Below are 22,177 nucleotides of genomic sequence, written 5' to 3'. Positions count from 1 at the left end.
GTACCAGCCAATACCTCAATAATCAGATCGAACAGGATCATCGGCGCGTTAAACGCCGCATCCGATCCATGCTCGGTTTCAAGTCGATGGAGAGTGCCGAGGTCATCCTCTCCGGCATCGAATTGGTCCACATGATGCGCAAACAACAGGCGAGGTTTGCCTATAATCCACGTCCGTCACTGAAAGCGCAGTTCGAACTCCTGGCTGCGTGAGCCGCGGCGCCAACACCTCTCTTCACGAACCCCGTTTGAGTTTGCGACAAAACCATTTCAGTTCCAGGCGATATTGGACAAGCTCCAATCCGATCGAAAGCAGCCAGTAGATTGCTGCCGCCGCCGTCAGCATCTCCATATAGTGGAAGGTCGAGCGCCCATAGGATTGGGCCAGGAAGTTCAACTCCCACAGGCCCATGAGTGAGACCAGCGAGGAATCCTTCAGCATGGAGACGAACTGCGTTCCTGCCGGTGGGATGATGATGCGCATGGCCTGTGGCGCGACGATCTTGATGCCGATTTGCCAACGCCGCAGGCCCAGTGCCATGGCCGCTTCCGTCTGTCCGCGCGGGATGGCCGCGATCCCCGAACGGATGATCTCGGCAAGATAGGCACCATAGTTCAGCGCCAGGGCCATGACGCCCGAGGTCAGCGCCGACAGCACGATGCCGAGTTGCGGCAGCGCCAGATAGATGATCAGGACCTGCACGAGCAGGGGCGTGCCACGAAAAAGCGAGGCGTAGAAAGTTGCTGCCGCGAAGGCGAGGGGATTGGTGGAGAGGCGGCCCAGCGCTGCCAGGATGGCGACGATCAGCGCCAGCACCATCGAGATGGCGGTGATGAAGACGGTGAGGGCGGCACCTTGAAGAAAGCCGTCCGTTGTCAATCTGAGGCCGAGGAGGAAGGGCAGCTTCTGCCGGATCAGCGCAAGATCCAATCCCAGCGCGAAAAAACCGCACGCCAGGATGGCCAGCATGCCCGCCCAGACCAGCCAGACCTTTTGCCTGAAACCAAGGCGGCCTATCCCGGGAACGGGCAGGGGCCGAGTGCGCCGGCCGGCTTCGGCCGCCGCTTCTTCAATCGACATCTTTGGTTATGTCCGTGCCGAACCATTTGTTGGAAATCCTGGCTAGCGTGCCATCCGCCTTCAGTTCGCCGAACACGCGCTTGATCTCGGCGTTCCATTCCGGGTCGTCCTTGTCGGTGACGACCGCGTTGGGCTCGGCGAACAGGGGATCGCCGACGATTTTCAATTTCTTCGTGGTTTCAATGCCGCCCCGGGCCGTTGCCAGCGAGGCGACGATGGCATCGAGGCGAACCCCCGGGCCGAGGGCCAGGTTCTGGAAGTTCACGGTTTCATCGCCTGGTACAGCGAGAGCATCCTTGAAAGGAAAGGCGATCGCCTTGTGTCCGGGAATGGCGAAGTTGCGGTTGACATAGGCTTCATAGGACGAGCCGGTGCCAACACCGACCTTCTTGCCGGAGATATCGGCGGCGGATCGGATGGCCTTCTCGTCCTGGTGCACCACCAGCACGGCTGGCGCATTATAGTAGGTGACGGGGAAGTCGACGACCTTGGCTCTTTCCTCGGTCGGCGTGGCCGATGAGATCGCCACATCCCAACGTCCCGACCACTTGCCGCTGATGATCGCCTCCCAGCCCGGCGTCTCCAGCTTGAGCTTGGCGCCGAGCTTGTCGGCAAAGGCGCGGGCGACGTCGACATCGAAGCCATCGAGCTCGTTCTGGGCATTGATGAATCCGAAAGGCGGATAATCATTGACGAGAACGTCGACGACCTGTCCGGATTTCTTGACGCGATCCAGGGTCTCCCCGGCCCAGGAGGGCAGGGCCAAGCCGGTGGCCAGGGCCAGGGCGATTGCCGGCAGGCCCAGACGGGTCTTGCCATGGTTTTCGAGAAGCAATGTCATTGTCCTTCGGCTCTCTTGCCCGAGCACTGCATGGCGATCGGGCTTGTGATTGAGGCCTTCTCTTCCCATGAAGGATTTTATTTGTCTATTAATTTAATAGATTTTATATACAAAAGATCAATGCACCTCGATTCGACGGCCGCTTCCTCCGGGAAGGCGTTCATTCGCAGTCCGGCGCATGTCACTTCACGCCATCACGCTTGCCTGTCTCGATGTTCATTCGCCACGTCACATTCCGGACCTTCCGCGCGACCTTGACAGTCTCTGATCGGCTCTGCGCCCGAGCGTCGGCATCGACGGCGTGCGTGCCCCCGACAGGTCCCCGTATCGCTTCGATGGCAGCAAACCCCTCGCACTCCTTCGGGGCTGCAGAAGTTGAAATCGCTCGTTTCCAGTAAACCTGACCAGCAAAAGGAATGGTCTTCAATGCTCCGTATCTTGACGACGCGCCTTGCAAGGATCGCAGCGATCGCGATCATGCCCGTGGCGCTAAGCCTGTCCGCCTTCGCCGCCGACGCCCCCCTCCGCATTGCGGCTGATCCTGTCCCCCATACGGAGATATTGGCGTTCGTCCAGAAGCTGGCGCCCGATTTCCAGTTCAAGATCGTCGAGTTGAGCCAAGGCGTGAACCCGAACGAATTGCTTGCCAGTGGCGACGTCGATGCCAACTATTTTCAGCACGTTCCCTATCTGCGGTCGCAGGAACAGGCGCTGGGCCAGAAATTCGCAGTTGCCGCGACGGTTCACATCGAGCCGCTCGGGGTTTATTCCCGCAAGCACAAGAGCTTCGATGCGGTACCGGACGGTGCATCCGTGGCCGTGCCCAACAACGCCACCAATCTCAGCCGGGCGCTCTATCTGCTGCAGGCGCAGGGGCTAATCAAGCTGAAAGCAGGCTTCGATGCGCCGGACAAGCAGGCCGCCACGCCGCAGGACATCGCCGACAATCCAAAGCATCTCAAGATTCTCGAAATCGAGGCGGCGCAGTTGCCCCGCTCGCTTGACGACGTCGATCTTGCGGTCATCAACGGCAACTATGCCCTGGAGGCTGGCCTCAGTCCGGCCAAAGACTCTCTCGGGCTGGAAAAGGCAGATGGCAATCCCTACGCCAACGTCCTGGTCACCACCCCAAAGCTTGCCGATGATCCCAGGATCGCTCGCTTGTCCAAGCTGCTGACCTCACCGGAAGTCGCCAAATTCATCCGCGAGCACTATCAGGGCTCCGTCATTCCCGTGAACAATTGACACGGTCTGGCCCTGGTGGGCCGAGGCCCCGCCGGATTGCGGCGGGGCTTTGCCGTGGCGATCGGAAACCGTCATGATCCGTATTGAGAAGCTGCGTAAAGTCTACACGCAGGGCAGCCGCGAATTCGTCGCGCTGGACGACGTCACGCTCGATATTCCGAAGGGGGCAGTCTTCGGGGTGCTCGGACGCAGCGGGGCCGGCAAGAGCACGCTGATCCGGTGCCTCAATCTGCTCGAGCGGCCGACCGTTGGCCGCATCATCGTCGGTGGCCGCGACCTGACGGCCTTGCCGCCCAGCGAGTTGCGGCGCCAACGCCGGCGCATCGGCACGATCTTCCAGCACTTTCATTTGCTGCACTCGCGCAACGTTGCCGACAATGTCGCGGTGCCGCTGGAAATTCTTGGCGTCAAGCGCGAGGCTCGTCGACGCAGGGTCGAGGAACTTCTCGATCTGGTCGGTTTGGCGGAGAAGGCCCGGGCATTCCCGTCCCAGCTTTCCGGAGGGCAGAAGCAACGCGTCGGGATCGCGCGGGCCTTGGCCGCCGAGCCGGATGTCCTGCTGTCGGACGAGGCGACCAGCGCGCTCGATACCGAGACCACAGGCTCCATCCTGAACCTGCTGCGAGACGTCAACGCAAGACTTGGCGTCACCATCGTGCTGATTACCCATGAGCTCGGTGTCGTGAAGGCCATCTGCGATTCCGCTGCGCTGCTGAATGCGGGGCGGGTCGTCGAGGCAGGCCCGCTCACCACGCTCGTCGCCGATCCCACGTCGTTGCTGGGCCGCGCCCTGCTGCCCGACTGCGCGCTGACCGACAGGAGCGACGAAGCCATTGCGGAACTGACCTTCATCGATGCAGTCGAGGCCTCGCCGGTGCTCAGTACCTTGGCTCAGCAGCATTCCATCGGCGTGACATTGCTGGGTGGCGGGGTCGAAACCATCGCGGGACAGCGGGTGGGCCGCCTTCGGGTTGGCTTCCGTCGCCCCGAAGGAGGGCTCGATCTTGCGGGGGTCCTCGACTTCCTGAATGACCGCGGCGTTCGGGCGGAGCTGATATGACACCCCAGAGTTGGACCGAACTGTTGATGCTGGTGGCGAACGCGACCGGCGAAACCCTCTACATGGTCGCACTGTCCGCTCTGGTAACCATAGCGGTCGGACTGCCGCTCGGCGTGTTGTTGTTCGTGACCCGGCAGGGCGGGCTTGTGATTGCACCGTGGCTCAGCAGCTTGATCGGCCTTGTGGTCAATGTCGGGCGCTCGCTGCCTTTCGTCATTCTGCTGATCGCCCTGATACCGCTGACCCGATTGATCGTCGGCACCAGCCTGGGCAGCACGGCGGCGGTCGTGCCGCTGACCATTGGCGCCGTGCCGTTCTTCGCCCGCATCGTCGAGGCGGCGCTGGCGGAGGTGGAGAAAGGCAGGATCGAGGCGGTGCTCGCAATGGGGGGCACCTTGCGGCACGTGATCGAGAAGGTCCTCCTGCCGGAAGCATTGCCGGCGATCCTGGCAGGGGTGACCTTGACCGTGGTCATGCTGGTCGGTTTTTCGGCCATGGCCGGCGTCGTCGGCGGAGGCGGCCTTGGTGACCTCGCCATCCGTTACGGCTACCAGCGTTTCAACAATCAGGTGATGTTTGCCACCATCGTCGTGCTCGTCGTTCTGGTGCAGCTGCTCCAGACGCTCGGCGACCGTCTGGTCCGGGCTCTCGAACATCGCCGATGACCGCCTCGTCGAAACCGATCCGGACGAGAGCGGCATAAGGCCGCTGTCGTTCCCGGATCGTCATTCTTGTTCCCCTTATCGTTCAATCCCGCACATCGCCGACATGACGATCCGTCCAACGACGGCTATCGTATAGGCCATTGCCACTACGTCCATTACTGCCTCCAGGAGTTATGACATGACGACCCGCGTCCATGGGGCCCATTTGCCGACAGTCGATTTCTCGCGCTTCTATGGTGCTCCGCCCGAACGAGAGGCCTTCATCAAGGAATTGACCGGCGTTCTGCATGACCATGGCTTCTTCTACATGACCGGTCATGGCGTGCCCCAGAGCCTGATCGACGACGTGCTCGCTGCCTCGAAGCGTTTCTTTGCACTGCCCGAAGACGAGAAGCTGAAAATCGAGATGGTGAGATCGCCGCATTTCCGCGGCTATAACCGGGCCGGCTACGAGCGCACGCGAGGCGAACAGGATTGGCGCGAGCAGCTCGACATCAACACCGAAGGCGAGCCTGTCGAGGCGGGGCCGGATACGCCCTGGAACAGGCTGTACGGCCCGAACCAATGGCCGGAAGCCCTGCCGGAGCTGAGGCCGCTGCTCTTGCGCTATCAGGCGGAAGTCACGCGCATCGGCATCGACGTGCTGAGGGCCATTGCGCTTGCGCTCGGCCAGCCTGAGAATGCCTTTGCCGAGATCTACGAGCCCTCGCCCTCGCAGCTTCTCAAGATCATCCGCTACCCCGGCCGCGATGCCGCCGGCAGCGACCAGGGGGTCGGTGCGCACAAGGATGGCGGCTTCGTCACCGTCCTGCTGCAGGATACGACGCCGGGCCTGCGTATTCGCACCGAAGAAGGCGTCTGGATCGATGCGCCGCCCGTACCCGGCACCTTCGTCATCAACAGCGGCGAGCTCCTGGAAATGGCGACGAACGGCTTCGTGCGCGCCGACGTTCACGACGTCGTCACGCCGCCGCGCGGCACGGAACGCTTTTCGGTCGCCTTCTTCCTCGGTGCCCGCTATCACGCCAGGATACCGGTTATCCCGTTGCCGGACCAGCTTCGGGGCAGCGAGCGGGGCGTAACGGTCGATCCACTCAACCCGATCTTCCGGGAGGTGGGCATCAACCATCTCAAGAGCCGCCTGCGTTCCCATCCGGATGTTGCCGCCAAACATCATCCGGACCTGCTTCACCTCCTGGAAAAGGCGGGAACTGCGTAGCCCGCCGGCCTTTCGTGTGAGACTCCCCTCGGCTCTCCTGCACGGTACCCATGATCGGCAGGAGCCTGAGGCCGATAACAAGGGCCGCCTGGCCAACTCATCGCCGGTGGGGTGCCGCCGGCTTACAGTGACGCGGCCGGGCGGATGGCCTTCATCGCGACAAGTGGCGTGGCGACTATCGCACCGCTACGCTGCGTGAGAAATTGGGTGGTCGCCCGCGTCTGCACGCCAGCCATCCCGCGGCACGCTTTCGTCAGGGGAATTGATCCGCCAAATCTTCTGTTGCCAAAGCGGCGTCTCCTTCAAAGGCGTTTTAAAGTACGGATATCCGCCAGCGGAGTGCCGTCATTGCTTCGATTGATGCGGCAGCAAAGAAGTCGCAGGTCACGCCGGACATGCAAGGTGCCGAGGTGGACCGTGATCGCCTCGCCCGGATCGAGGTTCGCGAAGTAGGTGATGTCGCGTCGCGCAACGTTGCAGATCCGTGTTGGCGGCGGCGTGAGGGCCCACTCCGTCCTGTCGGCGAAGGCCAGAAAGCTCGTGAAATACAGAAAGCCGGCTCCGTTGAAATCTTGGCTCGGGCACGGCGTGAACTCCAAGCGCTCGAAGGTTATCCGAGGGTCATGGTCGGGGATGCGCGGCGCAAGTTGGGGCGGCGTCACGGCAGCAAATGGGGGCAGGCCTGCAACCTCAATGCGGGCAATCGAATGGTTGGAGGTCCCCGCCTTTCGATGCACGAAGACCGAGGTCAGGATGACCGAGCCGATGGAAGCGCCATCGATCGCCAGTTCATGGCAGCTGCGCATCTGCGTGCGCGAGATCCGCGACAGCGCGCTGCGGATATGCAGGACATCATTCTCCCGAGCCTTTTCGAAGGCCGCCTCGCAGACTTCCACCGAACGAAAGGCGGCATAGACGGGTGCACCGGCTGCGTCCCTGAAGTCGGGTACCGGCCGGCCGGCCATCTGCGCCAGCATCAGCCAGTGCCGATGCCCCAGTTCCTTGAGCAGCCAGGTCTCCGACAGGCCGTTCAAGGCCAGATGCGGCATGCCGAGGAGCACCGGGCCAAGGCCGGCCTGCGCCTTTTGCGGTTCGTGTGCGAGCGGTCGGTCGATCAGAATCGGAGCGTTCATGGGGAAGTGCCTTCAGACGGCCATTCGGGCAGGCGTCGAGCCCATCTCGTTCGCCCGTAGCGCCGCGAGATGATCGACTACGAAGCCGGCGTCCCGGCCGACGCTCAGGAAGCGCCCCGAACCCCAGGTCCAGAGCCAGGGCATGCCGACCACGTAAAGGCCTTGCACATCCGTCACGCCGCGCCGGTGGGCGGGATAGCCGGTCTCGTCGAGGAAGGGCAGGTCCACCCACGACCAATCCGAACGGAAGCCGGTGCTCCATATGATGCCGGTAATGCCGGCGGCTTCCAGGTCGAGGCTGCGTACCGGCTCGCCGGGTTGCCAGACGGGGCTGTAATGCGCCCCTTCCGGCGCGATGATGGCCTTCTCGGCGATGTGTCGGTCGATCAGCGCGCAGATGCCGTTATAAACCGCATCGGCGGCATCGAGGTTGCGGGCGAGGTCGTCGGCGAGTGTCAACCGCCCGTTCTCGATGCCGGTGAGACGGCCATGCAGGACCATGCCTTCGTTCGCAAAGCGGCGCAGGTCGATGTCGCGGCCGCCGCCTCGTCCGGTGAGGTAATGGTTGGCATTGCCTCGGACTTTCTCTCCGAGCGGATGGTCTTCGACCGTCATCTCGTACTGGCCGAGGTCATCGAGCCAGTCCACCGCATCGCGCCCGCGATAGAAGCGAGGGCAGCGCGGTGCACTGCCGACGACGAGATGCACGGTGCGGCCCGCCAGATGGAGATCCTCCGCGATCTGACAACCTGATTGGCCGGAACCGATGACCAGGATCTTGCCGGACGGCAACTGGTCGGGGTTCTTGTAGGCAGAGGAATGAATCTGGACGATACCCTTGGGGGCGCCGGCGGCCATGGCCGGGATTTTGGGAATGTGGTAGGCGCTGACGGCGAGGATGACGGCGTCCGCGGTGACATGGCCCTCGCTCGTCTCGACCAGGAACCCTTCGTCTCTCCGGGCCACGCGCGTGACGGCGACGCCCTCCCGGACCGGCACACCGGTCCGCCGTGCAAAGGCCTCGACATAGGCGACGATCTCTTCGCGCGGCATGAAACCGTGCGGCTCGGGGCCAGCATAGGGAAAGTCGGGCAGCTGGCATTGCCAGTTCGGGGTCACCAGACAGAAGGCATCCCAGCGCTGGCTGCGCCAGGTGTGGGCAATGCGGTTCTTCTCGAAGACGACATGGTCGATGCCATGCCGCTTGAGATGATAGCTCGCAGACAGGCCAGCCTGTCCGCCGCCGATCACGACGACGCTGTGATGGATGGGAAGAGGGGCACGCATGGGCAGCTCCTTCATTCGATAAAGGTGATGCAGGTGACGAAGGGGGCGCGGTTGTCGGCGAAGCGGCGGGCGCGGACCTCGATGTCGTGCAACTGCCCGAGCGCCCGCGCGCAGGGCACGCCGTATCGGGCTTCCACACGGCCGCTGGCGATGTTGAGGGCGGTGCGGCTGCGTTCGAGAAAGTCGGTGAGCGGATAGGAGCCACCTGGCGCGAAATAGTCCTTGATGACGAGGGAGGGGGAGTAGCAACTCACCTCCTCGCCATCAGGCCAGCGTATGACAAAGCGCATCTCAGGCATGCTGGCGGGCTCCAAGGGTTCGATAGACGGGTAGGTGGGCGCGTGCGGTATCGGCCCAGTTGTGCCGCGCGGCGATCGCCAGGCCACGCTGGACCAGCCTTTCGCGTTGAGGAGAACGCATGGCCGCGACCATCGCGTCCGCGATCGAGCCCGTTGACAGGGGATCGCACCAGATCACGTCGTCATCGGCGAGGTAGTCGGTGAAGGGCGCGATGTGCGAGGCGATGACCGGGATCCCGCATGCCATGGCCTCGATGACGGCAAGGCCGAATCCTTCCTTGAGGGAGGGAAAAGCCAGGGCCGAGGAGATCCTGTAGAGAGCAGCCATCTCCGCCTGGGGTATCGGTCCCGCCAGCACGACGGAGCCTGGCAGCAGGCGGGACTGGCCGAGGGCCAACCTGAATTCGGCCTGATAGGCGGCATGGTCGAGAACCGAGGCACCGCCCGCCAGCACGAGCTGGGAACCCGGCAAGACGGTCTGTGCCTGGCTGAATGCCTGCAGGATGCGGAGTGTGTTCTTGCGTTCCTCCACCCCGCCGACGCTCAGGAAGACGGGGCCTCGTCCAAGTCCGAGGCGACGCACCAGGCCTGATTCCGAGCCGTCCCTCTCAGGCTGGAAGAAGGCGGCATTGACGCCATTGCCGACCATTGTCGCGGCGATCCCCATGTCGCGGTCGAGCTTGCGGCGCCAATGCTCGCTGACGACGAAATGGCGGTCTGCGCCATGGATGGAGCGGGCCTGCAGCGCTGCGACGCGGGGATCCTCGAACCTGTCGACATGGTGCACGGTGCGGGCGAAAGAGTTAATCAGACGTTCCTTGCGCAGCGTCGCCAAGGCGTTGCCCGAAATGCCGTCATGCGCATGGAACACATCGAAGCGTCGGTGGGCATGGTCGCTGAAATAACGCAGATAGTCGGCAATGCGTGTTTCCACCATTCCGAAGGTATCCCCCTCGAAGGGGGAGGCGGGGACACAGGCGGTTTCGCACTGCGCCTTCCGGAAGAAGCCCGCTGCCCTCGCGTCCGGCGCATGTACGACCGCCTCATGACCGAGGGCCGCCAGGGCTTCTCCCAGAGCCAGGGCGTGCACGACTCCTCCGCGCGGATTGGTCGAGTGGGTGAGGATCGCGATGCGGAGCGGACCAGGGATGCTCACGCCGCAGCCTCCTGTCGTGGCAGGCCGAGCAGCGGATGGGCTGCATGGTTGCGGATGACTTCGCGGCGACCCTCCAGCGAGATAGCAACTTCGCGAGAGCCGTCGAAACATCCGACTGCAGCTGCAGCAATGTCGTGCTCGGCGAAGCGGTCGACGACGGCCTGCGCATCCGCCGGCCTGGTGGCGATCAGATAGCCGAAGCTCGGAAAGGTGGTAAGCCAACGTTCCATCGGGACATCGGGCGGCATGGGGACCGCGCCGAGATCGATATCGATGCCCACACCCGAACATTCGGCCAGCATGATCGTGGTACCCACGATGCCGCCCTGGCTGATGTCCTTGGCCGCATGGGCAAGACCGGCTTCGGCGAGGGCTGGCAGGATTTCAAGGTCAGTTCGTAGCCGAGCGGGCGGCGCATCCGTCGCTGCTTCCCAGTTGGAGAAGGGCTCGCGATAGCGTCCCCTCAAGTCGATGGCGACAATGAGCATGTCGCCCAGCCGCGCGCCGAAGCTCGTCAGGAGCTTGTCGGCGCGTCCGAGTATGGCGACGGAAAGTTGCCCACGGTCCGTCCTCACATTGGTATGGCCGCCGACGATCGGCACGCCATAGGCCCGCGCCGCTGCCCTCAGACCAGCCAGGACCGGAGCCGCGCCTTCCTCTCCGTCGGCCCACACGGCATCGACCACGGCGATAGGGCGTCCCCCCATTGCAGCCACGTCGGAGACGTTGACCATCACCCCACACCAGCCGGCGAACCAGGGGTCGTGCGCGACGAATTCGTTCATGAAACCTTCTATGGCGAAGAGGAGATGGCCGTCTTCGGCAGCTATGGCGGCACAATCGTCGCCGACGGGGACGGGCATGTCGGCAGAGAGGCCAAGGCTGGCCGCCACCGCGGCGATATCCTGCTTGCCGTTGATCCCCTTGTTGTCGCGAAGGGATGCTGCAAGCTCGGCGAGATCGATCGTCATCGCTACCTCCTCAAGCAGCCTTGCGGGCAAGGGCGCGAAAGCCCTGCTCGGCGTTTTCGAAGGGGCGATAGTGATCGAGGTCGGCCATCATCAGATGATGCCGGCGACCCAGGAGTTCGATCTCCTCGATGCTGCGCCAATGCAGCCGGCGAAAGAACAGCACATTCTGCTCCTGCACACGGGCAAGAAAGCGCCGGCACCCTCTCGCATGGGCTGATGAGACCGCGAGGCGGATGAGAGAGGCACCAAGGGCACCGACCTTGCGATAGTCGGCAGCGACGGCAAGGCGTGAGCCCCACCAGACACCGTCCGTCTCCTCGTGGATGCGGACCGTGCCGACGACCCGGTCGGCGGTGACTGCCAGCATCGAGAGTGCCACGATGGGAATGGCACATGCGTCGACGGCGTCGGTGTCATCCTCCCCGAACAGGCCCTGTTCCTCGCAAAAGACGGCGCGCCGCAGCGCCTTGGCCCCTACACGTTCCCAGCCCTGCGTGGCGAACTTGACCTGGAACTCGCTGGCGACGAACGGCTTGAATGGCTCGAAGATCATTTCGCCAGTCCCTTCTCATAGGCGGAAAGCGCCGAGCAGGCGCCACAGCGCCCGCAGCCGGCCTTGATGTCGGCGGCCTTCAGGCCGGCCTTCACGAGCATCGCCGACAGGGGGGCGAGGATGGCGTGCATGAAGGCGGGCGGCGGCGTGGGGTGGCTTTCGAGCGGGGTGCCGGAAATCGGCACGAAGGGCACCACGAAAGGATAGACGCCGATCGCCACCAGCTTCTCGCAGGTCGAGAGGACAGCCTCCGGCGTGTCGCCGAGCCCGGCCAGGATATAGGTCGAGACCTGGCCACGGCCGAAGACCGGCACGGCGGCGGCGAAGGACGACATGTATTTATCGATCGATACCTGCGCCTTGCCGGGCATGATGCGTGCGCGGACTTCCGGGGTGACCGCTTCAAGATGCATGCCGAGCGCGTCGACACCCGCTTCGCGCAGCCTGGCGAGCCAGGCGTCGTCCTCCGGTGGTTCGCACTGGGCCTGTATCGCGAGGTCGACGGCAGCCTTGATCGCTCGCGCGCTGTCGGCGAGGACTGCAGCACCGCGGTCCTCACCGCGCGGAGTGCCCGTCGTCATTACCATATGCCTGACACCGTCGAGTTCGACGGCTGCCTTCGCCACTTCCGCCAGCTGGGCCGGCGTCTTATGCGCGATGGTGCGACCGGCGGCGAGGGACTGGCCGATGGCGCAGAATTGGCAGGTCTTGGTGCGGCTCTGATAGCGAATGCAGGTCTGCAGCACGGTCGTAGCCAGCACATCTCGGCCGTGGAGTACCGCGATCTTGGAATAGGGGATACCGTCGGCCGTGGTCAGGTCATAGAAGCGCGGCCGCAGCGGGAAAGTGACCTGCCCGACAGGCCGACCCTCCCGGCTGATGCGGCTTCGGCCCAAGGCATCGGGCTTTTCCACGAGATAAGGGCTTTCGAAGGCCGGAGCGGTGTGGACGGGTACCATCACGGTCATGCCGTCGATGGTCATGGCCTTGTGGTCGGATGGTCCGGCGCCGCCCCTGCGGCTTTCATGTCCGGCCTTCGGATCAACCAGCCGCGCTCCGAAGGACTGCAATTCGTTGATCAGCTGCGTCGCCGGCAGGGTTGCTCGGTTCTCCATCGGACAGGCTCCTCGGATCGGGTTGTTCGGCAAGGGGGGCGGCGAATTCGAGGGGGCTGGCGGCGCGGCCGTCGAGCACAAGGTGCAGGAGCTCGGGGCGCGCATAGTGGCCGACCGAGTCCATCATTCGCTTGCGCTTGAGGATCAGGCTCATGTCGAGGTCGGCCAGGAGAATGCCCTCGCCCTCGGTAAGGGGCGGCACGACATGCCGGCCCTCGGGCGAGACGATTGCCGTCATGCAGCCGCCAGTGAGGCCGCGCTGCAGGCCCTCGTCCGGCGTGATCGAGGCGATCTGGGCCTGCGTCAGCCAGCCGGTGGCATTGACGACGAAGCAGCCGCTTTCAAGCGCGTGGTGGCGGATGGTGACTTCGATCTGCTCGGCGAAGATCGGTCCCACCAGCGAGCCGGGAAACTGCGCGATATGGATTTCCTCATGCTGGGCCATCAGGGCGTAGCGGGCGAGGGGATTGTAATGTTCCCAGCAGGCGAGGGCGCCGATGCGCCCGGCAGCAGTGTCGACCACCGCCAGGCCCGATCCGTCGCCCTGGCCCCAGATCATGCGCTCGTGGAAGGTTGGCGTGATCTTGCGCCGCTTGAGGCGCAGGGTGCCGTCGGCATCGAAGACGAGCTGGGTGTTGTAGAGCGAGCCGCGATCGCGCTCGTTGATGCCGAGGACCACGACGACGCCGTGCTGCCGGGCAGAGGCCGCCACGGCGTCGGTGGCCGGGCTAGGGACGGTGACGGCGTGCTCATAGAGGCGCAAATGCTCCTTGCCGGTGAGCACAGGGGGGAGCACGAAGGAGAAATAGGGATACCAGGGCACGAAGGTCTCGGGAAATACCACGAGTTCCGCGCCCTTGCCGGCCGCCTCCGCGATGGCGTTCAGTACCTTCGCGATGGTGCCTTCTCGCGAGGCGAGGTCAGGCGCGATCTGCACGGCAGCTGCCCTTATCGATGTCTTTGCGGTCATTCCTGATCCTCCGCTCGATTGGTCGGGCGGCGGGGCGGGCCCGCCGGCGCGGTGCCTCACAACGTCCAGGTGTCGAGGATGAAGGCGTTGTCCTTGCGGTGGAGCAGGATGAGGTCGAGCACGTCGAGCGGGCTGATCGGCTGGATGCCGGGAATGAGGGAGGGTTCGCCATGGCCATAGAGGGCCTGCAGGGCAAAGCGGCAGGCATAGGCCTTGCCGCCCTCGGCCAGGAACTTCTCGATCTGGTTGTTGAAGTTGAGATGCCCCGGAAAAGCCTCGTCCCCGAGCTTGGGAAAGCCACGCTGGACGCCCAGCGTCACGCCGGGCCCATAGAGGAGGACGGAGGTATCGAAGCCCTTGCGCTTGAGGCGCGTGGCCTGCAGCAGGTTGACGAAGCCGATGGAGCCTTCGAAGGCCACGGTGTGGAAGGTCACGAGGGCCTTCTCGCCCGGTCCGGCTTTGACGTCTTCGAAAAGCTTCTGCTCGTAGTCGACGAAATAATCGCCCTTCTGGTGCGCGGGCTTGGTGACGGCTGGCATGCTGAACTCCTCTATGGGCAGGACGCGCCCCTCGGCGGTCGCTCTCCCTGCAAGGCAATCATCGTGCCAACATTGAAACAGTCAATTATTTGCAGAAAGGCAATAAAATGCATTCAATTTTACTATCAATTTTCTCTTGATATGCCTGAATGAAACTGAAATCTGTGCGTATATTCGGTTCAAAATGCCTCGGATTCCAACAGGAGCCTTTCCTGCTAAGATGCAGTCAATTTTTTCTAAATTGACAGATGACAAGTAAGGAGGCATTCAATATACAGTCAATTTGTCAGGCGACTGGAGACTTGCATGAAGGATTGGCGACCCGACCTGGTTCGCGGCGACGGCCCGCTCTATCTTGCGATTGCCGACGCCATCGCGCAGGACATCGCACAGGGAATCCTCGCGGTGGGCGCGCGGCTCCCGCCTCAGCGCAAGCTCGCCGCAGCATTGGATATTGACTTTACCACCGTAGCGCGCGGCTATGTCGAGGCAGGCAAACGCGGGCTGATCGAGTCGATCGTCGGGCGCGGAAGCTTCGTGCGCAGCAATGCCACCCTGCGGGACGATGGCGACCCGCGGCGCCAGCAGCTTGCCGATTTCTCGATGAACATGCCGCCCGAGCCCGACGATCCCGAACTCGTCGCCCGCATGCAGGATGGTTTCGTCAGCGTCGCCCGGGATCTGTTGCCGCTGCTGCGCTATCAGGGGTTCGGGGGCGCGCCGATGGACAAGGATGCGGCGTCCGCCTGGCTCGGCCGTCGTGCCCTGGTACCTGCCCAAGAGCGAATCTTCGTCACGCCAGGTGCACATGCCGCCCTCGTCGGCATCTTCAGCCTGCTCGCGAGAACGGGAGATACGGTACTGTCCGAGGCGATCACCTATCCTGGCGTGCGCTCCATCACCGCACAGCTTGGCCTCAATCTCGTCGGCCTCGAAACCGATGGAGACGGCATCCTGCCCGAGGCTCTCGAGGAGGCCGTACAGCGTCATCGCCCCAAGGCGCTCTATCTCAATCCGACATTGCAGAATCCCACGACGATTACGATTCCCGAAAGGCGGCGTTCCGAGATTTGCGCCGTGGCGCGCCGGCATCGGCTGCCGATCATCGAAGACGATGCCTATGGCTTCATTCCAACCCACGGGCCGCCGCCCTTGGCCGCGATTGCGCCGGACATCTGCTGGCACATAGCGGGACTGGCCAAATGCATCGGTGCAGGTCTGCGCCTTGCTTATGTGGTGGCGCCCGATGCGCGCGCCGGCTGGTCCTTCAGCGCGGCGCTGCGAGCCCTCTCCGTCATGGCCTCGCCGGTGACGGTCGCCGTGGCTACGCGCTGGATCGAGGATGGCACGGCCGACACTATCCTGCGCTTCATCCGCGCGGAAGCCGCCGCTCGCGAGAGGCTGGCATCGCAATTCTTCGAACCGGGCACTTATCTCTCCGATCCCCTGAGCTTCAACATCTGGTTGCCGCTGGGCAATGGCTGGACGCGATCGGCTTTTGCCAGCTATGTCCGCCGCACCGGTATCGGCGTGGTCGTGAGCGATGTCTTCACCGTCGCAGGTGAGCCAAGCGAGATCGTGCGCGTCGGTCTGGGCGGACCGATAGGCCGCGAGCGGCTGCGTGCTGGATTGGAGTTCATGGCTCACGCGCTCGAGGGATCGCCGCAAACTGCCGCAGCTTTCTTCTAGCATTCCATCCAATGGAGAAATGCCGTCGATTTGGCTGACCGATTGGCTTTCGGCTGCGACAGTTGCAGTTTTGGGGCACGCTGCGAATAGCGCCGTCTACATTCCGGTGTACGTCCTGGGAATTGTCCAGGCGCTATACGAGATCGAGATAATGATGGGGGAGGCGCATTGCCATCATATCCTTACGTCGTACCACATTGGTCGGGTAACGGCTGTCCAGATTGCTGGTGTCGATATCTGCGCAGACGAGCGAAGTGCCCGGCCCCGCATTCGCTTCGCGTCGGGGGAATTCGAATGTGTCGGGACCAAATACGCCACTTCTGCCGGGGAAGCCGTTGAGTTCATCGGCAATGTTGGCAAAGGCGAAGAAGACATTGTTCTCACCGGCCCGCACCCGGAAATGATGCCAGTGGCTGGGGTCTGCCCCTGTCGGGATCGGATAGCTCTGACGTATCGCCGAACCAGGGTGACCGGCGTAGAAGCGCTCCCGCATTGCAGCTGGACATGCGATCAGATCACAGCCGCGCAGTGACAGAATGCGCGCTGCCTCGGGGAACATCGCGTCATGGCCGATCAGGAGGCCCAGCCGTCCCAGCCGCGTGTCGAAGACCCGCCAGTCCTCCCCTGGCGTTGCCCAGCCATGGTCCTCGGATGTCAGATGGATCTGGCGATAGCTGCCGATGAGCCCTTCGGGACCGGCGAGCACCGCCGCATTGTGGATGCGCCCGCCTGCCCTCTCTGCCATACCCGCTACGATGTAGATGTTCTCCCGTGCCGCTATCGAGAGCAGACGCTCCACGGCAGGCCCGGAGACGCTCTCGGCGAGGCCGTGCCCCAGTCCGGTGATCGAGCGCTCGGGAAAAACGATGAGGTCTGCATCGCGATCGTGCCTGGCGGCGACGACCATCGCCTCGATGCGTGCCAGATTATCTCCCACATCGTCGGAGGGAGCGAATTGCGCGACTGCAACACGGGATTTGCGGCCAGGCGGGAGAGGACGATGGCCATAGAGGCCGAAGAAATCCAGCGGGTTCCAGGCATAGGTGGTTGTTGGCAGTTCCTTGTAGAATTCGGGTCGGCGCTGTTCGAGCACTTTCCGCCCCAGCACGTCGTGGTCGCGCGCCAGTTCGAGGTCGATCGTTGTGTAGGCAATGCCGTCGCCCGCATCGATGATTGCGGCTATCGAGCCGTCAGGCCCGATCACGCAACTCCCTCCGCTGAACTGGACGGTGCGCTCCAGTCCCCAGCGGTTCGACTCGATCAGATAGCATCCGTTCTCGAAGGCGCGGCTGATCCAGTAAGGTGCCGGTGTGCGCTCGGCCAGCCAGTTGGAGACGTGACAGATGACGTCGGCTCCTTTCAGTGCGACGATGCGCGCGGTCTCGATGAAATGGATATCCATGCAGATCAGGAGTGCGATGCGTCCGATCGGCGTTTCGAAGACCTGGTGCCCGAGATCGCCGGGCGCGGACCATTTGGGTTCCGCGATGTAGGGATGCGTCTTGCGGTGCTTGCCGATCACACCGTCCGGTCCGATCAGCACCGCAGCGTTGTAGTAGAGCCTGTTCGAAGGCTCGATTTCTGGCATGCCGATCACGATGTAGCAGTCATGGGCCTGGGCGATGGCCTCGAAACGCGCGGTGGTGGCGCCGGGAATGGTTTCGACGAAGGGGGCGACCTCGGCCCGGTCGAACCAGCAATATCCGGTAGTCCCCATTTCCGGCGTGACGATCAGGCGGGCCCCTGCCTCGGCCGCCTCGGTCACGAGGGCAATCAGGCCAGCGATATTGCGCTCCTTCTCGAACATCGTCGGCTCGAACTGGACGGTGGCAACCTTGTGGAGGATGGGCATCTGGCACCTTCGGGCAGGACTATGGCGTCCGGCGCGCGGATACGCGCCGCGCAACCGGTTGGGATCTGGCAGGATGGGGAGGGCGTCAGCCCAGGAAGGACTTCTTGATGGAAGCGCCCAGCGTATATTTGGGATCGACCATGTTGCCGAGACGAACGCGCCCAGCCTGGGTCAGCAGCATATAGGCATCGATGTCTTCGAAGCCGTAGTCGGTCGCCATCCAGCGAACCAACTCGCGATAGGCGATGCGCGCGGCATCTTCCATTGGCCGGGAGGAGCCGATGGTCATGATGAAATCCCTGGTCTCGAGGCGCGGCCACTTGATGGTCCAGTTCTTGATCAGGTCGACCTGCACGGTGGTGACGGTCGGATGCTCGATCGCGACACCGCAGAGCTCGCCATCACCTTGCGCGGCGTGGCAGTCGCCGAGATAGAGAAGGGCGCCCTTTGTGTTGACGGGCAGATAGATCACCGCATCTACGCCGACATCGGGCAGATCCATGTTGCCACCGTAATAATCGGGTTGCAGGGCCGATATCGCCTCGATCTCCGGTGAAGTGCCGATCGTGCCGATGAAAGGTTCATAGGGCAGGGTGATCTTGTCGTTCCACTTCGTGCCCGTCTCGGCATCGATGTGGAGTTTCTTGACGCGCTCGGGCAGGGGCGGGTTGAGTAGCGCGGTGTCGGCCGTCCCCACCAGCCCGCCGAATTCGGGCATGATCAGCGTCGTACCGCATGGCTGGGGACCTCGCGGCACGATGCTCTTGATGTAGACGGCGAGCGTATCGCCCTTTTCCGCGCCATTCACGAAGATCGGCCCATTCTGCGGATTCAGATAGGGAAAATTGAGGATCTGCGTGGGTTTGTCGGTCTCATGCCGGATACGTCCCTCGAAGGCGTCGTGTGTCTCCGCGGAAATGACGGCGCCGGGATCAACCGAGAGCACGGGATCGACATAGGGACCGTAGACGTAATGGTATTTGCCCTGGTCGGTTTCGGTGATGGTGTGGGACGCTCCCGTCTTGCCTTTGGCGACGCCCTTGCGCGCCATGATGGATTGGTCGAGCCACGGCGTCTGGGTCGATGACATAGTCTTCTCCTTTTCGAGGTGTGGATCACACGGCGAGATGGCGGCGCATGGCCTCGCCGTCCGCGAGGGATTCCCGATCGAGCGCCGCGACGATGCGGCCCTTGTCCATGACGTAGCAGCGCTGTGCCATGGCCCGGATCATGTCGATGTTCTGCTCGACCAGGACGATGGTGACGCCGGTCGCCCGGTTGAGTTCGACCATGATGCTGGCGATGTCCTGGACGATGTTGGGCTGGATGCCCTCGGAGGGTTCGTCCAGGAGGATCAGGGAAGGTTCCGCTATCAGCACGCGGCCGATGGCCAATTGCTGTTGCTGCCCTCCCGACATGGTCCCTGCACGCTGGCTCCAGCGCTCGCGCAGGATCGGGAAATAGTCGAGTACGCGCCCGCTGCCGGCGTTGGCTGGTTTGCGCATCGCACCCACTGCCATGTTCTCGGCGACCGTCAGGCGGGGAAAGACATCCCGCCCTTGGGGCACATAGCCGATGCCCAGTCGCGCTCTTTTGTGGGCAGGCAGATCGTTGATGGGCGTACCGCGATAGATGATCGAGCCGTCCATGACGGGGACCAGGCCGATCAGGCTCTTCATCAGCGTGGACTTGCCCACGCCGTTGCGGCCGATGACGGCGACGATCTCGCCCTCGTGCACTTCGAGATCGAGGCCCTGCAGGACGGGCTTGCCGCCATAGCCGGCACGAAGTCCGAGAGTGGAGAGCAGGACTTCCTTACGCATGAGCTTGTCCCAGATAGATGGCCGCCACTCGCTCGTCTGCGACAATCGCGTCGATCGAGCCCTGGGCAAAGACCTGCCCCAGATGGAGAACGGTGACCTTGTGGGCGACCTGGCGGACGAAAGCCATGTCGTGTTCGACTGCCAGAACGGTCATGCCGTCGGCATTCAGGCGCTTGACCATCTCGCCGGTGGCGTGGGTCTCCTCCGGCGACATGCCTGCCGTCGGTTCGTCCAGGAGCAGGAGCCGGGGCTTGAGACTGATGGCCATGCCGATCTCCAGCCATTGCTTCTGGCCGTGGCTGAGATTGCCGGCGGCCTGGGCCGCCTCCGAGCCGAGATTAAGGAATTCCAGGAGGCGGTCGATCTCACCGGCCAGGGCGGACGGATCGAAATGATGCTGCATGGCGATCTGGAGATTCTGGCGGACACTCAGTGCCTTGAAGATGCCGGGCACCTGGAATTTCACGCTCATGCCGCGGCGGATCCGCTGGAACGGCTTGAGGGTCGTGATGTCCTCTCCCGCCAGCAATATGTGTCCATCGCTCGGAACATGCTCGCCGAGGATCAAGCGGAACAATGTGCTCTTGCCGGCACCGTTCGGGCCGATCAGGCAATGCACCTCGCCGGTTTCCAGGCGAAGATCGACATTGTTGGTGACGTGCAGGCCACCGAAATGTTTGTTGAGGGCCCGCGTTTCGAGCATCGGCATCAGGCTCCTCCTTCCTTGCGTCCGCGCAGGAGGCGCCCCAGCAGATCGGCGCCGGACAGGACGAGACCTCGCGGTGCGATCAGGACAGTGAGAACGAGCAGCAAGCCCATGACGACCAGGGCATACTGGCTGCCGTAGATCGTGAGAGTCTGGAATGCCGACAGCACGACCAGGGTGCCCACGAGAGTGGCGGTCAGATCGGAGCGTCCGCCGACGGCTACCCAGATCACGGGCAGTGCAGCCGCCGTCATGCCCATGCTGGATGGCGTGATGTACTGGCCCCAACTGGTATAGAGGACGCCGGAGAGCCCTGCGAGACCCGCCCCTATCACAAAGGCGCCCAGCTGATACTTGCGGATGTCGTAGCCGAGCATTTCCGCCCGTTCGGGGTTCTCCCGGATCGCGACGAGCACGTTGCCAAAGCGCGAATTCACCAGGATGCGCAGGCCCAGATAGGTCACGACGAGCAGGCCAAGCACGACATAATAGAGGCCGATGTCGGGAAACAGCACGATATTGCCGCCAGGCCAGGGAATGGTCAGAGCAGGCATGTTGCTCATGCCGTTGAAGCCGTTGAGGCGAGCCTTGCCGATGTGCCATTCCGGGCCGGCCGTCTGTGCCATGAAGCGCTCGAGCACCAACGTTACCGAAAGCGTGACGATGCCCAGGAAGACCCCTGTAATGCGGCCGAAATAGAGGAAATAGCCAAGCAAGGCAGCAAAGAAGGCCGCGAGGGCGACTGCCAGTACGACCGCAATCAGGGTAAAGCCGTAGTTCGCTCCGAAATTGATGGTGAGAATGCCATAGCTGTAGCCGGCTATGCCGAAGAAGGCCGTCTGTCCGAAGCTCAAGGCACCGCCATAGCCCCAGATGAGGCTGAGGCCGAGGGCCATGAAGGCCCAGGTGAAGAAATAGACCGTGTTACCGACCGTGTAGCCATCGCTGAAGGCCGGGTAGGCGCATGCCGCGGCCAACACCATGAGGAAGCCGATCCAGAATGACGGACCCCTTCCCATCGTCTGTGGACCTTCGAGGCAGCCCAGGAAACGCAGGAGACTGTTCATATGCCCGTCTCCCGGTCTCAGGCTCGTTCGCGCAGGATGAAGCCGGAAATGCCCTTGGGCAGAACCCGGATCACGATGATGACGGCGATCAGCAGCCCGATTTGCCCGAAGAGCTGGCCCTGCCAGGAGGTCATGCCCGACTTGACGATGGCAAGGATGGCCGCGGCCGGAGCCGTTCCAAGAAAGACGTCAGCGCCGCCGGCGACCACCGTGACGAAGGCCTCCATGATGAAGGTCGTGCCCATGGTCGGCACCAGCGTCATCGTCGGCGCATAGAGCCCGCCGGCCAGTCCGGCCAGGCCTGCTCCCAAAGCGAACGTCAGGCTGTAGACCAGACGCGTATCGATACCGAGAGCGGCCGCCATGTGCGGTACCTGGATCGTGGCCCGGGCCATCACCCCGAAACGTGTCCAGTTGAACAGGGCATAGAGGCCGACAAGCACCCCGATCGCCATGAAGAAGAGCACGACGCGATAGAGGGAATAGGAATAGCTCGCCATCTGAAAGCTGCCGAGAGGCGTCCCGACTCCCATCATCGTCGACCCAAGCACGATCAGCGTGCCTTGCGTGGCGATCAGGCTCAGGCCCCACGTCGCGACGATGGTGTCGAGCGGCCGGTGGTAGAGATGGCGGATGATGACGATTTCCACCAAGGCCCCCACGGCCGCCGACACCAGGGTACCCACGCAGATGGCCAAGGGAAGGGGAAGCCCCGCATGAGCCGCGGAAACCGTGACATAGGCGCCGCACATGATGAATTCGCCGTGGGCGAGATTGATCACGCCCATCATGCCGAAGATGACGGCGAGGCCGCAGGCGGAGAGAACCAGGAAGGCGAATGCGTCGCCGAACTGGTAGAGCGAGGAAAAGACAAATGTGCCGACATCCATCGGGAGGAACAACCCTG

At 63.2% G+C, this 22,177-nt stretch carries 23 protein-coding genes; 6 read left to right on the top strand and 17 right to left on the bottom strand.

The features are described 5' to 3' along the window. Nucleotides 1-212 (top strand): DDE-type integrase/transposase/recombinase (locus tag ACTJKX_RS24320; protein ID WP_440726797.1); only part of this gene is annotated, 212 nt, incomplete at its 5' end. A gap of 22 nt (nt 213-234) precedes the next feature. Here the strand turns inward: ACTJKX_RS24320 and ACTJKX_RS24315 are convergent. Continuing rightward, entirely contained in the window at nt 235-1,080 is an 846-nt protein-coding gene (locus tag ACTJKX_RS24315; RefSeq protein WP_440726796.1) for an amino acid ABC transporter permease, read from the bottom strand. After that, nucleotides 1,070-1,921, bottom strand: coding sequence for a transporter substrate-binding domain-containing protein (locus tag ACTJKX_RS24310; protein ID WP_311940215.1), 852 nt, complete (start codon nt 1,919-1,921; stop codon nt 1,070-1,072). Before ACTJKX_RS24310 ends, ACTJKX_RS24315 begins: the two co-directional genes overlap by 11 nt. 375 nt (nt 1,922-2,296) lie before the next feature. On the opposite strand from ACTJKX_RS24310, the gene ACTJKX_RS24305 reads away from it, so the two are divergent. The 4 genes from ACTJKX_RS24305 (at nt 2,297) to ACTJKX_RS24290 (ending at nt 6,110) form a co-directional block, all read left to right on the top strand. Continuing rightward, nucleotides 2,297-3,166: a MetQ/NlpA family ABC transporter substrate-binding protein gene (locus tag ACTJKX_RS24305; RefSeq protein WP_440726795.1), complete on the top strand. Its 870-nt coding sequence runs from the start codon at nt 2,297-2,299 to the stop codon at nt 3,164-3,166. Nucleotides 3,167-3,239: 73 nt separating this feature from the next. Further along, nucleotides 3,240-4,226 carry a methionine ABC transporter ATP-binding protein gene (locus ACTJKX_RS24300; RefSeq protein WP_311940219.1) on the top strand — a complete coding sequence of 329 codons (987 nt, stop codon included), beginning with the start codon at nt 3,240-3,242 and terminating at the stop codon, nt 4,224-4,226. Next, the gene (locus ACTJKX_RS24295; protein WP_311940221.1) at nt 4,223-4,891 is read left to right on the top strand and encodes a methionine ABC transporter permease; all 669 of its coding nucleotides are present in this window, start codon (nt 4,223-4,225) and stop codon (nt 4,889-4,891) included. Before ACTJKX_RS24300 ends, ACTJKX_RS24295 begins: the two co-directional genes overlap by 4 nt. Before the next feature lie 178 nt (nt 4,892-5,069). Next, nucleotides 5,070-6,110 carry an isopenicillin N synthase family dioxygenase gene (locus ACTJKX_RS24290; RefSeq protein WP_440726794.1) on the top strand — a complete coding sequence of 347 codons (1,041 nt, stop codon included), beginning with the start codon at nt 5,070-5,072 and terminating at the stop codon, nt 6,108-6,110. 302 nt (nt 6,111-6,412) lie between these two features. Here the strand turns inward: ACTJKX_RS24290 and ACTJKX_RS24285 are convergent, their stop codons facing one another. The 9 genes from ACTJKX_RS24285 to ACTJKX_RS24245 are packed head-to-tail and all read right to left on the bottom strand — an operon-like array spanning nt 6,413 to nt 14,133. Beyond that, the gene (locus ACTJKX_RS24285) at nt 6,413-7,243 is read right to left on the bottom strand and encodes a Pnap_2097 family protein (RefSeq protein ID WP_440726793.1); all 831 of its coding nucleotides are present in this window, start codon (nt 7,241-7,243) and stop codon (nt 6,413-6,415) included. A 12-nt stretch (nt 7,244-7,255) separates the two neighbouring features. Beyond that, nucleotides 7,256-8,530, bottom strand: a complete 1,275-nt coding sequence (locus tag ACTJKX_RS24280; RefSeq protein WP_440726792.1) for an MSMEG_0569 family flavin-dependent oxidoreductase — start codon at nt 8,528-8,530, stop codon at nt 7,256-7,258. An 11-nt stretch (nt 8,531-8,541) separates the two neighbouring features. After that, nucleotides 8,542-8,829, bottom strand: coding sequence for an MSMEG_0570 family nitrogen starvation response protein (locus tag ACTJKX_RS24275; RefSeq protein ID WP_440726791.1), 288 nt, complete (start codon nt 8,827-8,829; stop codon nt 8,542-8,544). Then, nucleotides 8,822-9,985: an MSMEG_0565 family glycosyltransferase gene (locus tag ACTJKX_RS24270; protein ID WP_440726790.1), complete on the bottom strand. Its 1,164-nt coding sequence runs from the start codon at nt 9,983-9,985 to the stop codon at nt 8,822-8,824. The genes ACTJKX_RS24275 and ACTJKX_RS24270 overlap by 8 nt, the downstream gene beginning before the upstream one ends. Then, nucleotides 9,982-10,956, bottom strand: coding sequence for a sll0787 family AIR synthase-like protein (locus ACTJKX_RS24265; RefSeq protein ID WP_440726789.1), 975 nt, complete (start codon nt 10,954-10,956; stop codon nt 9,982-9,984). Before ACTJKX_RS24265 ends, ACTJKX_RS24270 begins: the two co-directional genes overlap by 4 nt. Nucleotides 10,957-10,966: 10 nt before the next feature. Next, nucleotides 10,967-11,509 (bottom strand): MSMEG_0567/Sll0786 family nitrogen starvation N-acetyltransferase, encoded by a 543-nt coding sequence (locus ACTJKX_RS24260; RefSeq protein WP_440726788.1) that lies wholly within the window; start codon nt 11,507-11,509, stop codon nt 10,967-10,969. Beyond that, a complete protein-coding gene (locus ACTJKX_RS24255; protein WP_415085365.1) occupies nt 11,506-12,624 on the bottom strand; it encodes an MSMEG_0568 family radical SAM protein in 1,119 nt (372 codons plus the stop codon). The genes ACTJKX_RS24260 and ACTJKX_RS24255 overlap by 4 nt, the downstream gene beginning before the upstream one ends. After that, nucleotides 12,551-13,594, bottom strand: coding sequence for a Nit6803 family nitrilase (locus tag ACTJKX_RS24250; protein ID WP_440726787.1), 1,044 nt, complete (start codon nt 13,592-13,594; stop codon nt 12,551-12,553). The genes ACTJKX_RS24255 and ACTJKX_RS24250 overlap by 74 nt, the downstream gene beginning before the upstream one ends. A 56-nt stretch (nt 13,595-13,650) precedes the next feature. Beyond that, a complete protein-coding gene (locus ACTJKX_RS24245; protein ID WP_311940241.1) occupies nt 13,651-14,133 on the bottom strand; it encodes an MSMEG_0572/Sll0783 family nitrogen starvation response protein in 483 nt (160 codons plus the stop codon). A 306-nt stretch (nt 14,134-14,439) separates the two neighbouring features. On the opposite strand from ACTJKX_RS24245, the gene ACTJKX_RS24240 reads away from it, so the two are divergent. Further along, nucleotides 14,440-15,822, top strand: coding sequence for a PLP-dependent aminotransferase family protein (locus ACTJKX_RS24240; protein WP_440726786.1), 1,383 nt, complete (start codon nt 14,440-14,442; stop codon nt 15,820-15,822). Between the two features lie 133 nt (nt 15,823-15,955). Here ACTJKX_RS24240 and ACTJKX_RS24235 read toward each other — a convergent pair whose 3' ends face one another. From ACTJKX_RS24235 to ACTJKX_RS24210, 6 genes are all read right to left on the bottom strand, one after another. Beyond that, a complete protein-coding gene (locus ACTJKX_RS24235) occupies nt 15,956-17,674 on the bottom strand; it encodes a nitrilase-related carbon-nitrogen hydrolase (protein WP_440726785.1) in 1,719 nt (572 codons plus the stop codon). 85 nt (nt 17,675-17,759) lie between these two features. Next, nucleotides 17,760-18,764, bottom strand: coding sequence for an acetamidase/formamidase family protein (locus ACTJKX_RS24230; protein ID WP_440726784.1), 1,005 nt, complete (start codon nt 18,762-18,764; stop codon nt 17,760-17,762). A 25-nt stretch (nt 18,765-18,789) separates the two neighbouring features. Next, entirely contained in the window at nt 18,790-19,497 is a 708-nt protein-coding gene (locus ACTJKX_RS24225; protein WP_440726783.1) for an ABC transporter ATP-binding protein, read from the bottom strand. Continuing rightward, nucleotides 19,490-20,206, bottom strand: coding sequence for an ABC transporter ATP-binding protein (locus tag ACTJKX_RS24220; RefSeq protein WP_311940251.1), 717 nt, complete (start codon nt 20,204-20,206; stop codon nt 19,490-19,492). Before ACTJKX_RS24220 ends, ACTJKX_RS24225 begins: the two co-directional genes overlap by 8 nt. Then, on the bottom strand, nt 20,206-21,270 hold the full coding sequence (locus tag ACTJKX_RS24215; protein WP_367626346.1) for a branched-chain amino acid ABC transporter permease: 1,065 nt from the start codon (nt 21,268-21,270) through the stop codon (nt 20,206-20,208). Before ACTJKX_RS24215 ends, ACTJKX_RS24220 begins: the two co-directional genes overlap by 1 nt. 17 nt (nt 21,271-21,287) lie before the next feature. Then, entirely contained in the window at nt 21,288-22,160 is an 873-nt protein-coding gene (locus ACTJKX_RS24210; protein ID WP_440726782.1) for an ABC transporter permease subunit, read from the bottom strand. Nucleotides 22,161-22,177: the final 17 nt, after the last annotated feature.

This window comes from Labrys sp. 22185, from assembly GCF_052045555.1.
GTDB classification, from domain to species: Bacteria; Pseudomonadota; Alphaproteobacteria; order Rhizobiales; family Labraceae; genus Labrys; species Labrys neptuniae.
This window is presented reverse-complemented; position numbering and strand designations above follow the sequence as displayed.

Bases quoted from the DNA above. Each gene is read 5' to 3' on its own strand.
- ACTJKX_RS24315 (WP_440726796.1), bottom strand. From the start codon at position 1,080: ATGTCGATTGAAGAAGCGGCGGCCGAAGCCGGCCGGCGCACTCGGCCC.
- ACTJKX_RS24310 (WP_311940215.1), bottom strand. From the start codon at position 1,921: ATGACATTGCTTCTCGAAAACCATGGCAAGACCCGTCTGGGCCTGCCG.
- ACTJKX_RS24300 (WP_311940219.1), top strand. From the start codon at position 3,240: ATGATCCGTATTGAGAAGCTGCGTAAAGTCTACACGCAGGGCAGCCGC.
- ACTJKX_RS24295 (WP_311940221.1), top strand. From the start codon at position 4,223: ATGACACCCCAGAGTTGGACCGAACTGTTGATGCTGGTGGCGAACGCG.
- ACTJKX_RS24290 (WP_440726794.1), top strand. From the start codon at position 5,070: ATGACGACCCGCGTCCATGGGGCCCATTTGCCGACAGTCGATTTCTCG.
- ACTJKX_RS24285 (WP_440726793.1), bottom strand. From the start codon at position 7,243: ATGAACGCTCCGATTCTGATCGACCGACCGCTCGCACACGAACCGCAA.
- ACTJKX_RS24280 (WP_440726792.1), bottom strand. From the start codon at position 8,530: ATGCGTGCCCCTCTTCCCATCCATCACAGCGTCGTCGTGATCGGCGGC.
- ACTJKX_RS24275 (WP_440726791.1), bottom strand. From the start codon at position 8,829: ATGCCTGAGATGCGCTTTGTCATACGCTGGCCTGATGGCGAGGAGGTG.
- ACTJKX_RS24265 (WP_440726789.1), bottom strand. From the start codon at position 10,956: ATGACGATCGATCTCGCCGAGCTTGCAGCATCCCTTCGCGACAACAAG.
- ACTJKX_RS24260 (WP_440726788.1), bottom strand. From the start codon at position 11,509: ATGATCTTCGAGCCATTCAAGCCGTTCGTCGCCAGCGAGTTCCAGGTC.
- ACTJKX_RS24255 (WP_415085365.1), bottom strand. From the start codon at position 12,624: ATGGAGAACCGAGCAACCCTGCCGGCGACGCAGCTGATCAACGAATTG.
- ACTJKX_RS24250 (WP_440726787.1), bottom strand. From the start codon at position 13,594: ATGACCGCAAAGACATCGATAAGGGCAGCTGCCGTGCAGATCGCGCCT.
- ACTJKX_RS24245 (WP_311940241.1), bottom strand. From the start codon at position 14,133: ATGCCAGCCGTCACCAAGCCCGCGCACCAGAAGGGCGATTATTTCGTC.
- ACTJKX_RS24240 (WP_440726786.1), top strand. From the start codon at position 14,440: ATGAAGGATTGGCGACCCGACCTGGTTCGCGGCGACGGCCCGCTCTAT.
- ACTJKX_RS24235 (WP_440726785.1), bottom strand. From the start codon at position 17,674: ATGCCCATCCTCCACAAGGTTGCCACCGTCCAGTTCGAGCCGACGATG.
- ACTJKX_RS24230 (WP_440726784.1), bottom strand. From the start codon at position 18,764: ATGTCATCGACCCAGACGCCGTGGCTCGACCAATCCATCATGGCGCGC.
- ACTJKX_RS24225 (WP_440726783.1), bottom strand. From the start codon at position 19,497: ATGCGTAAGGAAGTCCTGCTCTCCACTCTCGGACTTCGTGCCGGCTAT.
- ACTJKX_RS24220 (WP_311940251.1), bottom strand. From the start codon at position 20,206: ATGCCGATGCTCGAAACGCGGGCCCTCAACAAACATTTCGGTGGCCTG.
- ACTJKX_RS24215 (WP_367626346.1), bottom strand. From the start codon at position 21,270: ATGAACAGTCTCCTGCGTTTCCTGGGCTGCCTCGAAGGTCCACAGACG.
- ACTJKX_RS24210 (WP_440726782.1), bottom strand. From the start codon at position 22,160: ATGGATGTCGGCACATTTGTCTTTTCCTCGCTCTACCAGTTCGGCGAC.